This is a genomic window from Kitasatospora sp. NPDC058406, assembly GCF_042722765.1.
GTDB lineage: Bacteria > Actinomycetota > Actinomycetes > Streptomycetales > Streptomycetaceae > Kitasatospora.
The window spans coordinates 1-12,364 of record NZ_JBHXKE010000090.1 but is presented as its reverse complement, the minus strand read 5'-3'; the positions used below and the strand labels follow the sequence as shown (position 1 = coordinate 12,364).

Here is a 12,364-nt window from a genome sequence, read left to right as displayed (position 1 = left end):
TCCGGCGGCCGCCCGGCACCCGGTCCCGCTCCAGGCTCAGTCCCACTCCAGACCGCCGCGCCGCCAGACGTAGGCGTACGCAACGAAGACAGTGGCGATGAACAGGAGCATCTCGACCAGTCCGAAGATCCCCAGGGCGTCGAAGCTCACCGCCCACGGATAGAGAAAGACGATCTCGATGTCGAAGACGATGAAGAGCATCGCCGTCAGGTAGTACTTGATCGGGAACCGACCGCCGCCCACGGGCTGCGGGGTCGGTTCGATGCCGCACTCGTACGCCTCCAACTTGGCCCGGTTGTACCGCTTGGGCCCGGTCAGTGAGGCCATCACGACGGAGCCGACCGCGAACGCCGCCGCGATGGCACCGAGTACGAGGATCGGCGCGTAGGCATTCATAGCCCCCGCTCCCTCCGTCCAGTCGTCCTTGACTGCAGATCGGAACCGACGGGTCACACTGCGGTGAACCCGGTGTTCCAGTTCCCGTGATCCACCTCATGTGAGGCAGTTCACAAAGCCTGGAACGAGCGCATCCTATGCCCGTCAGCTTGTGATCTGCGACACGCAGTTCAAGACGATCTTTGTGATCTCCGCCACCTCTCGAATGGTGGCGAAAGTGAACATGGCGAGAGTTGTCGACACAAAGAAGTCAAACGATCACAACCCGTCGCATTTATCTGCGAAGCGGCAGGTCAGAGCCGCGCTCCTATATCAACTATGCGCGGTCCGGGGCAAATTTCAGAGCGCCGGGTTGACGTGTTATGTCGGCTCACCCGCAGGGGTGGCGGCCTCCCGAACGCCCGCTTGACCCTTCGTTCACAAGCGCGCGAACGGGAAGCCGAGTTGGGGCGCGGACGGTACCGGCGGGCGGGCACGGAGACGTGCGGGCGGGCACCGGAAGGCGCCCGCCCGCACGGTGTACGGCGGTGTACGGCGGTGTACGGCGGTGAACGTCGGCGGCCGGACGTCCGCGGCCGCGCCCGTCGGTCAGGCCGAGGCCCGCTCCGGCGCCGTCTCCACGCCCGGCTCCGCCGCACCCGGCTCCCCGGCGTCCGACTCCCCCGCACCCGACTCCCCCGCACCCGGCTCCCCCGCGCGTCCCGCGGGCGCCCCCTCCCGGAGCGGTGCCACCGCGGTCCGGCGCCCCCACTCGGTGGCGACCAGGACGAGGGCGCCGCCCGCCAGGGCGAGCGGGCCGAGGTGGTTGCCGGCGAGCGTGATCCCGAAGACCGCCGCCCAGAGCGGTTCGGTACCGAGCAGCAGGCTGACCCGCGAGGGCGAGGTGGTGCGGACCGCCCACATCTGCACGAAGAACGCGAACAGCGTGCAGAGCAGCGCGAGATGCAGCAGCCAGCCCCACTCGGCCGGCCCGTACGCGGCGGCGACCGTCCAGGGCAGCGGCCCGGTGAAAGGCGCGACGACAGCGAACACCAGGGTCGCGGTGGCGAGTTGCACCCAGGTGACGGCCAGCGTGTCGGTGTCCCGGATCGCCCGGACCCGGGAGGTGGCCAGGACGTTGACCGTCCGCACCACGGCCGCGCCGAGCACCAGGAGGTCACCCGACGCCGGCGCCCGCAGCCCGCCGTCCCCGGTGAGCAGGGCGATGCCCACCACCGCCAGTCCGGCCGCCGCGACGAACGGGCGCGGCAGCGGTGTCCGGGTGAGCACGCTCTCCGCGAGCGGGGTGAACACGATCGTGAGGCTGATGATCAGGCCGGCGTTGGTCGCCGAGGTGTGGACCGCGCCGAAGGTCTCCAGGAGGAAGATCGCGCCGAGCACGAGGCCCAGGGACGCCCCGCCCGCCCACTCCGCCCGCCCCATCCGCCGCAGCCCCCGCCAGGCGAACACCCCGAGCAACGGCAGGACGAGGCCGAACCGCAGCACCAGCATGGCCACCACCGTCCCCGGCTCGGCCACCCGCTGCACCGCCAGGAAGCTCGACCCCCACACCACCGCCACCAGCAGGACCGGCACATCTCGGAGAACGGACGACGAAACACGCATGGGCAGGACCTCTTCGGAGCGAACGGGAACCGGCACACGAGAGTCCCGCACGACGTCGGACGGATCCCGGGGCTGAGCAACGAGCCGAGCAGGCGACCGGGCGCGGGGCCCGGTCGGGGCGGAACAGGGGTCCGCCATCGTCGCGCACCGGAGGCCGGACGATCAACGGCATTCCACCCCTACCGGATCCCCACCCCGCCATGGATGATGTCGCCATGACAACGCAGCCGTCCCCCGTCCACCGGAAGGCCCGTCAAGTGAAGCGGAAACACTGGGCGTTGATCGCCGCCGCCACCGTCCTGCCGCTCGCCGTGAGCACCGGCACCGCCGTCGCGGAGACCCCGTCGACCGGCACCGCCGCCGGCGCCGCCTGCACCTACACCCCGGCGGTCCCGGCCGACAACTTCAAGGGCATCCCGGTCTTCGACGCCAAGAAGGCCGCCAAGCCCTACAGCGCGACGCTGAGAACCTCCCAGGGGGCGATCACCTTCCAGGCGCTGACCGACAAGGCCCCCTGCACCACGTTCTCGTTCCGGTTCCTCGCCGAGCACGACTACTACGACCGCAGCCACTGCCACCGGCTCACCACCCAGCGGATCTTCGTCCTGCAGTGCGGCGACCCGACCGGCACCGGCAGCGGAGGCCCGGGCTACTCGTTCCCCGACGAGAACCTGGAGGGCGCCACCTACCCCGCCGGAACCGTCGCCATGGCCAACGCCGGGCCGAACACCAACGGCAGCCAGTTCTTCTTCGTCTGGAAGGACACCAAGCTCTCCCCCGCCTACACGCCCTTCGGCCGGATCACCGCGGGGCTGGACGTCCTCCAGAAGATCGCCGCCGCGGGCGAGGACGACCAGAACAACCCCGGCGACGGCTACCCGAACCTCTTCGTCAAGATCCGCGACGTCCGGATCGCCAAGCGCTGACCTCCCGCCGGGGCCCCGTCCGCAGCCCCGGCCCCGCCCGGCCCCCACCGCGGTCGGCCGCCGCACGCCACCGCTCCCGTACGGTGGACCACGCCATCGACACCGTACGGGAGCAGCACCGCATGGACAGCAGGATCTGGGAGAGCGTCGACCACCTCGTCACCTGGCTCGACGAGGAGAGCCCGCTCCCTCCGCAGGAGGAACGGCTGGCCCGGATCCTCAAGCTCTCCGAGGAGGTCGGTGAGGTGAGCGCCGCCGTGATCGGCGCCACCGGTCAGAACCCGCGCAAGGGCGTCACCCACACCTGGGACGACGTCCAGCACGAGCTCTGCGACGTCGTCTTCTCGGCCCTGGTCGCCCTCCGGACGCTCACCCCCGACGCGGCCCGGGTCTTCGCCGAACGCCTCGCCTACGTCGAACGCCGCTCCGCCGCCGGCCGGCGGCCCGCGACAGGTCAGCCCGCGACAGGTCGACCGGAGACGGCTCGACCGGACGCGGACCGGCCCGAGGCCGATCGGCGCTGACCCCGGGGTGGCCCACGGCGCCGGAGCCCTCGGGCTCCCGGCCGCCGGGGCCCGGGTCCGGTACCCGGTACCGCCGGGGCCAAGCGCCGCCGGGGTACGGGGCCGCCGCGGCCCGTGGGTCAGGCGTTGGGGGCGGCCTTGGCGAGGCCGTTGATGATGCGGTCCATCGCGTCGCCGCCCTGGGGGTCGGTGAGGTTGGCCAGCATCTTCAGGACGAACTTCATCAGGACGGGGTGGGTCAGGCCCCGCTGGGTGGCGAGCTGCATGACCTTCGGGTTGCCGATGAGCTTCACGAAGGCACGGCCGAGCGTGTAGTAGCCGCCGTAGACGTCCTTGAGGATGCGCGGGTAGGCCTGGAGGGCGCGCTCGCGGCCGGCGTCGGTCAGCCGGGCGTGGGCCTGCACGATGACTCCGGCGGCGATCTGGCCGGATTCCATCGCATAGGCGATGCCCTCGCCGTTGAACGGGTTGACCATGCCTCCGGCGTCGCCGACCAGCAGCAGGCCGCGGGTGTAGTGCGGCTGCCGGTTGAAGGCCATCGGGAGCGCGGCACCGCGGATCGGGTCGGTCATGTTCTCGGGGGTGTAGCCCCACTCCTCCGGCATGCTGGCGCACCAGGCCTTGAGGACCTCGCGCCAGTCCAGCTCGCCGAAGGCGGGCGAGGAGTTGAGGATGCCGAGGCCGACGTTGGAGGTGCCGTCGCCCATGCCGAAGACCCAGCCGTAGCCGGGCAGCAGCTTCCGCTCGGCGCCGCGGGTGTCCCACAGCTCCAGCCACGACTCCAGGTAGTCGTCGTCGTGGCGCGGGGAGGTGAAGTAGGTCCGGTAGGCGACGCCCATCGGCCGGTCCTCGCGGCGGTGCAGGCCCATGGCCAGCGAGAGCCGGGTGGAGTTGCCGTCGGCGGCCACCACCAGCGGGGCCCGGAAGGTCACCGGCCGCTTCTCCTCGCCGAGCCGGGCGGTGACGCCGATGATCCGGCCGGTCCGCTCGTCCAGCACCGGGCCGCTGACGTTGCAGCGCTCGTGGAGCCGGGCACCCGCCTTCTCGGCCTGACGGGCGAGCAGCTCGTCGAAGTCGGCCCGCTTGCGGACCAGTCCGTAGTCGGGGAACGCCGACAGCTCGGGCCAGTCCAGCTCCAGCCGGACGCCGCCGCCGATGATCCGCAGCCCCTTGTTGTGCAGCCAGCCGTTCGCGGTCGACACGTCGATGCCCATGTCGACGAGCTGCTTGGTGGCGCGCGGGGTGAGTCCGTCGCCGCAGACCTTCTCCCGGGGGAAGGAGGTCTTCTCCAGCAGCAGCACGTCCAGGCCCGCCTGGGCCAGGTAGTACGCCGTGGCGGAGCCGGCCGGGCCCGCGCCGACCACGATGACGTCCGCGGTGCTCTCCACAACGCCTGCGTTCAGGTCGACGGCGGTCTCGGACACGGTGGGCACACTCCTGCTGGGGTCGGCCGGCCGTCGGGGGCCGGCGCGGCTGGGCTTGGACGAGTCTACGAGCTGCGGACCGGGCCCCGGCCGGAACCGCGGTCGGCTCCGGCGGGTCCGGGGCGGCCCGACCCGGGGGTCAGACCTTGTACGCCCGGTGCAGGGCGACGATCCCGCCGGTCAGGTTGCGCCAGGCCACCTTGGACCAGCCGGCCTCCTGGAGCAGCCCCGCCAGAGCGGGCTGGTCGGGCCAGGCCCGGATGGACTCGGCGAGGTAGACGTAGGCGTCCGGGTTGCTGCTGACCGCGGTGGCGACCGGCGGCAGCGCGCGCATCAGGTACTCGGTGTACACCGTCCGGAACGGCGTCCAGGTCGGCGTGGAGAACTCGCAGATCACCAGTTTGCCGCCGGGCTTGGTGACCCGGTGCATCTCGCGCAGCGCCGCCTCGGTCTCGTGGACGTTGCGCAGCGCGAAGGAGATCGTCACGGAGTCGAAGGTGCCGTCGGCGAACGGCAGCCGGGTGGCGTCCCCGGCCGTCAGCGCCAGCTCGGGGTGGCGGCGCTTGCCCTCGGTCAGCATGCCGACCGAGAAGTCGCAGGGGACGACCTCGGCCCCGGCCTCCCGGAACGGCAGCGAGGAGGTGCCGGTGCCGGCCCCGAGGTCGAGGACGAGGTCCCCCGGCCCGGCGTCCACGGCCTCGGCCACCGCCCGGCGCCAGGCGCGGGCCTGGCCGAGGGAGAGCACGTCGTTGGTGCGGTCGTACCTGGCCGCGACGTCGTCGAACATGGCGGCGACTTCGTGCGGCTGCTTGTCCAGAGAGGCTCGGGTCACGACCCCATTGTTCACCCTGGCCCGGACGATCCGGGCAACGGGGCACGTCCGGCGCGATCCCGGACGGTGCGGCCGGGCCGCGGCCGGACGGGGCCTGCGTCGTCGTGGTCCGGCGCGGTCCTCGCCCGACACGCCCTCACCCCGGCGCGGGCGGAGCGTCAGTGCAGGCCGCGCCGCCCGCCGGAGCGGCGCTTGCGGCGCGAGCGCTTGCCGTGGGTTATCGCCGGCATCCCCTCGGCCAGCGCGCCGGTCGCCATGGCCACCGTGGTGGCGATCCGGTTCTGCCCGCTCCGGACGGCGAGGTCGCGCCGGTGCCTGCGGATCCTCAGCATGCAGACGGCGAAGAGCACCACCGCCACCGGCACGCTGAACCGGGCCAGCCCGACGCCGACCGGTTGCGGGTAGGTGTCGCCGCAGACCCGGACCGCGCCCGCGTCGTCGGCCGCGTGCTCCAGGCAGACCGTGTCACCGACCTTCACGCCGTCGGCGAGCGGCAGCGCCGCCGCGGTGTGCTGCTGGCCGACGGCCCGGTAGCTGACGGTGCTGTAGGAGCCGCCGCCGGCGGGGAGCTGGGTGACCGTGCCCTCGACCGTCACCGGGTGCGCGCCGATCCGGTCGGCCTGCTCGGCCTGACGCCAGCCCAGCAGGCACATGCCGACGGCCAGTACGGCGCTGAGCACGGCGGTGAGGTACCAAACACGGCCCAACCGCGGGGTGCGCGGCGGGGGGACGGTCGCGGATCGCATGGTTCCTGTCCTGGCTTGCGTTCGGGGCCTGGGACGGGGCCCCGCCGCCCGAGGGCACGGGCGGAGTGTGGTGAGGGTACGGACTGAGCTGAGCGGGATGCTATCCGCTGGCGGGCCCTCAGGTCACGGCGAAGGGGGAATCAGACACCCTCGCCGGGGGTGCAGTTCGACGGCACACGAAGCAACTCCCCTGCGGCACAAGGGGGGATCACCGGGAAGCGGAAAACAGCAGTATGACGGTATGACTACCAACGAGTAGCATCCGGGCGTCCACCCCGTGCCGGTCCCCGGAGCCGGGGTCGCGGCGGGCAGCTCACCGCCGGCGGAACACCAGTCGACCGGCCAGCACCGTGGCCAGGCAGCCCCCGGCCCGCGGCCCGTCCGCACCGGGTGCGAACACGGCGAAGTCGGCCCGGCCCCCGACCCCCAGGCGTCCGTGCACGGCCTCCACGAACGGGAGCACCGCGAGCGGGTCCAGCGGACCCTCCTCGGCCCCCGCACCGCCCGGCACGCCCAGCCCCGACCGGGCCACCGCCGTCCGCACCGAGGCGCGTTCGAACGGCCCGGCCACCGCGGTCACCCCGAACCCGAGCATCCGCTGGAGCCCGCGCCGGGCGCTCGCGCCGCACCGCGCCTCGTCGGCCGGCCCCCCGAGCCCCTGCGGCCCTCCGGGCACCGGCTCGTCCCCGATCCCCTCACGCGGGTCCGGATGGTACGCACGCTCCAGCAGCCAGCGCCCGTACGGGTTACGGAGACCGGGGGTGAGCAGTCCGTCGCCCCAGTCCCGCACCCGGGCCGCCGGGTGCTCCGCCGCCAGTCCGTCGTACGGGCCGACGGCGGCGATCAGCTCGCCACGCACGAGCACCGCCCCGTCGGCGTAGGACGGGGCGGTGGGATCGGCCGGGTCGGGCAGCACACGGGCCGCCCGGTGCAGGGTCAGCACGGCAGTGGAGGCGCTCAGCCGTTGTCGAGGATCTTCAGCTCGGGGTGCGCCGTGCCGCCCTCGATCGCGGTGGAGGCGATGTGCGAGGCGACCCGCGGGTCGACCGGGTCGTCGGCCGGGTCGTCCAGCACCCGCAGGTGCTCGTAGGTGGTCGAGCGCTGCGCGGGGACGCGGTCCGCCGCCCGGATCAGGTGGATCAGCTCGGTGAGGTTGGAGCGGTGCTTGGCGCCGGCCGCCGAGACGACGTTCTCCTCCAGCATCACCGAGCCCAGGTCGTCCGCGCCGTAGTGGAGCGACAGCTGGCCGGCCTCCTTGCCGGTGGTCAGCCAGGAGCCCTGGATGTGGGCGATGTTGTCCAGGAAGAGGCGGGCGATGGCGATCATCCGCAGGTACTCGAAGACGGTCGCCTGGGTCGACCCCTTCAGGTGGTTGTTCTGCGGCTGGTAGGTGTACGGGATGAAGGCGCGGAACCCGCCGGTGCGGTCCTGCACCTCGCGGATCATCCGCAGGTGCTCGATCCGCTCGGCGTTGGTCTCGCCGGTGCCCATCAGCATGGTGGAGGTGGACTCGACGCCCAGGCCGTGGGCGGTCTCCATGATCTCCAGCCAGCGCTCGCCGGACTCCTTGAGCGGGGCGATCGCCTTGCGCGGACGCTCCGGCAGCAGCTCGGCGCCCGCACCGGCGAAGGAGTCGAGACCCGCCTTGTGGATCCGGGTGACGGCCTCCTCGATCGAGACGCCCGAGATCCGGGCCATGTGCTCGACCTCGGACGCGCCCAGCGAGTGGATCACCAGCTGCGGGAAGTCCGCCTTGATCGCCGAGAAGGCGCGCTCGTAGTACTCCACGCCGTAGTCCGGGTGGTGGCCGCCCTGGAACATGATCTGGGTGCCGCCCAGCTCGACCGTCTCCGCGCAGCGGCGCAGGATCTCGTCGAGGTCGCGGGACCAGCCCTTGGTGCTCTTCGGCGCCACGTAGAAGGCGCAGAACTTGCACGCCGTCACACAGACGTTGGTGTAGTTGATGTTGCGCTCGATGATGTACGTCGCGATGTGCTCGGTACCGGCGTAGCGCCGGCGGCGCACCGCGTCGGCCGCCGAGCCGAGCGCGTGCAGCGGGGCCGAGCGGTAGAGCTCCAGCGCCTCCTCCGGGCTGATCCGGCCGCCGCCGGCCGCCCGGTCGAGCACGGCCTGCAGGTCGGTGCTGGGCGCATCGAGGGTGGTCGCTGCGAGCTCGGACACCTGACGGCCTTCTCTCTCTCGGGTACTGCTGGTCTGGCGGGCCCTGCCGGACGGGCACGGTTCCGGGTTGCGCCCCGGGGTCGTGCCGGCGGATCGAACCGCCAGGTCGGACCCCCGGGCCGCATCCGGTTCAGCCTACGCCAGCGCCTCCGCCGCCCCGCGTCAGCCCGCCCGCCGTAGCGTCCCGGACGGGTTCCCGGCCTTCGGGTCGGCCGAGGTGAAGAGGATCGCGCCGTCCTTCTGCAGGGTGAGCGTCTCGGAGTACGAGCCGCCGGTGCAGGCCCCGGGCAGTGAGGAGCGGACCAGCCGGGAGGTGAACACCAGCTTCTCCGGTTCGGCCGAGGTGAGCGTCCAGGCGCCCTCGCAGCTCACCGAGAGCAGCCCGCTGAGCTCGTTGCGGCTGGTGGTGGCCTCCTGACCGAGCGCCGCCTTTCCGATGACCAGGGTGGTGGTGCCGGCGGGCACCCCCTTCTGGGTGTTCATCTCCCCGCGCCAGGTGCCGAGGAAGCGTTCCGGGACGACGCTCGGCCCGGTCGTCGGGGCACCGCTCCCGGAGGCGCCACCGGACGGCGTCCCCCCGGTCGCCGTCCCGCCCGAGGGCCCTCCCGACGGCGACGGCCCGCCGGACGGCGCGCCGGTCGCGGTCGACGGCGGCGGCCGGGTGGCGCCCCCGGTGGCCGGGGCGCTCGGCGAGCCCGTCCCCGTCGCGGTGACCACGGCGGGCGGGTCCTCCGGCCCCCACACCCGGTAGGCGCCGTAGCCGGCCCCCGCCGCCAGCAGCAGCGCACCCGCCAGGAGCCAGGGCCCGTACCGGCGCCGGGAGGCGGCCCCGACCGCCGGGGTCTGCCCCGTACCCGGCCCGCCGCGCACGTCGGCCCCCGCGCCGGGGACGTAGGTCGGCGTCCGGTCCGCTCCCGGCGCCCCCGGAAACGGCGGGCCCGCTCCCACCGAGGAGACCTCGGCCTCCAGGTCCAGCAGTTGCACCGCACTCCGCCCGACCGCCGCCGCCAGCGCCGCCGGCAGCCAGCCGCCCCGCCCCAGCCGGGCGGCGGCCGAGCCGTCCGGGTCCAGCCAGGCGCGCAGCTCGCGCGGGGTCGGGCGGGCCGCCGGGTCCTTGGCCAGGCAGGCGAGCACGGCCGAGCGCAACGACCCGTCGGTCAGCCCGGAGAGGTCCGGTTCCTCGTGCACCACCCGGTAGAGGAGGACGGCGGCGCTCACGCCCTCGCCGAAGGGGTGCACCCCGGTCGCGGCGTAGCCGAGCACGGCGCCCAGCGAGAAGACGTCGCTGGGCGGTCCGGCGAGCTGCCCGTTCGCCTGCTCGGGGGACATGAAGCCGGGTGAGCCGACCACGTAGCCGGACTGGGTGAGCCCGCTGGCGGCGTCCAGCGCGCGGGCGATGCCGAAGTCGATCAGCCGCGGACCGTCCAGGGTCAGCAGCACGTTGGACGGTTTGACGTCGCGGTGGACCAGCCCGAGGCCGTGGACGTGGTCGAGCGCCTCGGCGAGGCCGGCCCCGAGGGTCCGGACCGCCGGCTCGGGCAGCGGCCCGTGCTCCGTGACGGCGGCGCCGAGCGCGGGGCCGGCGATGTAGCCGGTGGCCACCCAGGGGCGTTCGCCCTCGGTGTCCGCGTCCAGGACCGGTGCCGTCCAGGAGCCGCCGACCCGGCGGGCGGCGTCCACCTCCTGCCGGAACCGGGCGCGGAACTCGGCGTCCTCGGCCAGTTCGCCGCGGACCACCTTGACCGCCACCGTGCGGCCGCCCGCGGTCCGGCCGAGGTAGACCCGGCCCATGCCGCCCGCACCGAGCCGGCGCAGCAGCCGGTAGGCGCCCACCCGGCGCGGATCGTCCGATCCCAGTGCCTGCATCCCCCGCACGCTCCCCTCGCCGCATGGCCCCGCCTCCGGGACACGGATACCGGGTGCAGACGCTACCGGGCGGCGGGGCGGTGGAGGGCCACAACCCGGGCCACGATCCGGGGCGCGGGCGAGGAGACCGGCGGTCAGGCCACGACGGGCGCCGGTTCCAGCAGCCGGACCGCCACGTCCGGCGCGAAACCGCTGTCGGACGCGACCCGGCGGGCGAACTCGGCCAGTCCGGCCAGCTGCCGCTCGCCGAGCGAGAAGTCCAGCGCCTCGCTGAAGTACCGCTCCAGCACGCCGGCGTCGAACGTCTCCCAGCGGGCCGCGTGCGCGGCGACCTCGCGGGCCTCCACCAGGGAGAGGTCCCGGGACTCCAGGAAGGCCCGGTGCACCGCCGCGGTCAGCTCGGGCCGGCGCTCCGCGAAGTCGCGGCGGGCGGCCCAGACCGCGAAGACGAACGGCAGTCCGGTCCACTCCTTCCACATCTCGCCGAGGTCGTGCACGGCCAGGCCCTGCGCGGCCGCCTGGCCGAGGTAGGCGCGCAGCGCCGGGTCGCCGATCAGGACGGCCGCGTCGGCCTCGGCGAGCATGGCGTCCAGGTCGGGCGGGCAGCTGAAGTACTCCGGGCGCACGCCTTCGCGCTCCTCCAGCAGCAGCCGGGCGAGCCGTACCGAGGTCCGGCTGGTGGAGCCGAGGGCGACCCGTCGGCCGTCCAGGTCGGCCAGCGGCACCTTGCTGACGATCACGCAGGACATCACGGGGCCGTCGCTGCCGACCGCGATGTCGGGCATCACCAGCAGTTCGTCCGCGTGCCGGAGGTACTCCACGCAGGTGATCGGCCCGATGTCGAGCGAACCGCGGACCAGTTGGTCGCTGAGCTTCTCCGGGGTGTCCTTGGTGAGGTCGAGGTCGAGCAGGTTCCCGGTCCTGGCCAGTCCCCAGTAGAGGGGTACGCAGTTCAGGAACTGGATGTGCCCGACCCGCGGCCGGACCGGGGGGTGCCCCTCGGGATCCCGTGTTTCCGCATCCGGTGGTGCCACTGCGCCGCTCCCTTGCTGTTCGTGCGCCTCCCCGCAGGGTATGCCCGAGGTTCCGGAAGCCCGGCACCGGCCTTCCGACACGCGCGCACGGCGTGCGGGCCCGCTCCGCGTCCGCTGCCGCGACGGGCCGCGTCCACCGGGCCCGACGGGCCGTGCACGACGGGCCCAACAGCCCGGCGGACACCGCTGATCCGGGCTTTCGACACGTGCGGTCCGGCCTGCAAGTCACCCCTGGTCGTCACAGCAGCCGCATGCTAGCGTTGCCCTCAGTTGCAGTTTGATTCCCCTTGCAGTACTTGAAGCCTGCGGAGCATGTAACCGCAGGCTTTTTGTAGTTTTTCAGCAATATCGAAAAACTCCGGACCCGTCCGGAGGCAGGGCGATCAGCGCAGCGGACCGGGTGCCACACGGTGTGGTCCCCGACACGTCCCTCGCAAGGAGAACGGCATGGCTCAGGGAACCGTCAAGTGGTTCAACGCTGAGAAGGGCTTCGGCTTCATCGCCCAGGAGGGCGGCGGCCCCGACGTCTTCGTCCACTACTCCGCCATCAACGCGAGCGGTTTCCGCTCGCTGGAGGAGAACCAGGCGGTCAGCTTCGACGTCACTCAGGGCCCGAAGGGCCCGCAGGCGGAGAACGTCACCCTTATCTGACCATCCTCACGATGTTCTGATCGCTCGGGACCCCTCGGGTCCGCCGGCGGCCGTCGGCCGTCACCAGAGCACAAGAGAGCAACACCCAAGGGGGCCCGCCGTTTTCGGTGGGCCCCCTGCCTCTTCCGGCGCCGGGGGCTGTGCCGCGCCCCCTCCGCGGGCATGCGCAGGGCCCCCTC

Annotated in this window: 12 protein-coding genes; 3 read left to right on the top strand and 9 right to left on the bottom strand. The window is 73.1% G+C overall.

The annotated features are described in order from the left end of the window. Nucleotides 1-36: 36 nt before the first annotated feature. Nucleotides 37-396 (bottom strand): NADH-quinone oxidoreductase subunit A, encoded by a 360-nt coding sequence (locus ACFWOG_RS19340; protein ID WP_014137597.1) that lies wholly within the window; start codon nt 394-396, stop codon nt 37-39. Nucleotides 397-984: 588 nt separating this feature from the next. Next, nucleotides 985-2,001 carry a DMT family transporter gene (locus ACFWOG_RS19335; protein WP_380359827.1) on the bottom strand — a complete coding sequence of 339 codons (1,017 nt, stop codon included), beginning with the start codon at nt 1,999-2,001 and terminating at the stop codon, nt 985-987. A gap of 215 nt (nt 2,002-2,216) precedes the next feature. On the opposite strand from ACFWOG_RS19335, the gene ACFWOG_RS19330 reads away from it, so the two are divergent. Together ACFWOG_RS19330 and ACFWOG_RS19325 are read left to right on the top strand one after the other, a co-directional pair. Continuing rightward, a complete protein-coding gene (locus tag ACFWOG_RS19330; RefSeq protein ID WP_380359825.1) occupies nt 2,217-2,927 on the top strand; it encodes a peptidylprolyl isomerase in 711 nt (236 codons plus the stop codon). 122 nt (nt 2,928-3,049) lie between these two features. Beyond that, nucleotides 3,050-3,451, top strand: a complete 402-nt coding sequence (locus ACFWOG_RS19325) for a MazG-like family protein (RefSeq protein WP_329883288.1) — start codon at nt 3,050-3,052, stop codon at nt 3,449-3,451. Nucleotides 3,452-3,570: 119 nt separating this feature from the next. Here the strand turns inward: ACFWOG_RS19325 and ACFWOG_RS19320 are convergent, their stop codons facing one another. The 7 genes from ACFWOG_RS19320 to ACFWOG_RS19290 form a co-directional block, all read right to left on the bottom strand. Beyond that, nucleotides 3,571-4,854 (bottom strand): geranylgeranyl reductase family protein, encoded by a 1,284-nt coding sequence (locus tag ACFWOG_RS19320; RefSeq protein ID WP_380359838.1) that lies wholly within the window; start codon nt 4,852-4,854, stop codon nt 3,571-3,573. Between the two features lie 160 nt (nt 4,855-5,014). Further along, the gene (locus ACFWOG_RS19315; protein WP_380359822.1) at nt 5,015-5,707 is read right to left on the bottom strand and encodes a demethylmenaquinone methyltransferase; all 693 of its coding nucleotides are present in this window, start codon (nt 5,705-5,707) and stop codon (nt 5,015-5,017) included. A 158-nt stretch (nt 5,708-5,865) separates the two neighbouring features. Further along, nucleotides 5,866-6,453, bottom strand: a complete 588-nt coding sequence (locus ACFWOG_RS19310; protein WP_329883286.1) for a hypothetical protein — start codon at nt 6,451-6,453, stop codon at nt 5,866-5,868. Between the two features lie 313 nt (nt 6,454-6,766). Continuing rightward, nucleotides 6,767-7,396, bottom strand: a complete 630-nt coding sequence (locus ACFWOG_RS19305) for a hypothetical protein (RefSeq protein ID WP_380359820.1) — start codon at nt 7,394-7,396, stop codon at nt 6,767-6,769. A 14-nt stretch (nt 7,397-7,410) separates the two neighbouring features. Then, nucleotides 7,411-8,634: a cyclic dehypoxanthinyl futalosine synthase gene (gene mqnC / locus ACFWOG_RS19300; protein ID WP_380359818.1), complete on the bottom strand. Its 1,224-nt coding sequence runs from the start codon at nt 8,632-8,634 to the stop codon at nt 7,411-7,413. A 162-nt stretch (nt 8,635-8,796) separates the two neighbouring features. Then, complete coding sequence (locus ACFWOG_RS19295; protein ID WP_380359816.1) at nt 8,797-10,500, bottom strand: serine/threonine-protein kinase; 1,704 nt, start codon at nt 10,498-10,500, stop codon at nt 8,797-8,799. 134 nt (nt 10,501-10,634) lie between these two features. Continuing rightward, a complete protein-coding gene (locus ACFWOG_RS19290; protein WP_329883283.1) occupies nt 10,635-11,534 on the bottom strand; it encodes a menaquinone biosynthesis protein in 900 nt (299 codons plus the stop codon). A gap of 447 nt (nt 11,535-11,981) precedes the next feature. On the opposite strand from ACFWOG_RS19290, the gene ACFWOG_RS19285 reads away from it, so the two are divergent. Continuing rightward, nucleotides 11,982-12,185 carry a cold-shock protein gene (locus ACFWOG_RS19285; protein WP_329883282.1) on the top strand — a complete coding sequence of 68 codons (204 nt, stop codon included), beginning with the start codon at nt 11,982-11,984 and terminating at the stop codon, nt 12,183-12,185. The last annotated feature ends 179 nt before the right edge of the window (nt 12,186-12,364 follow it).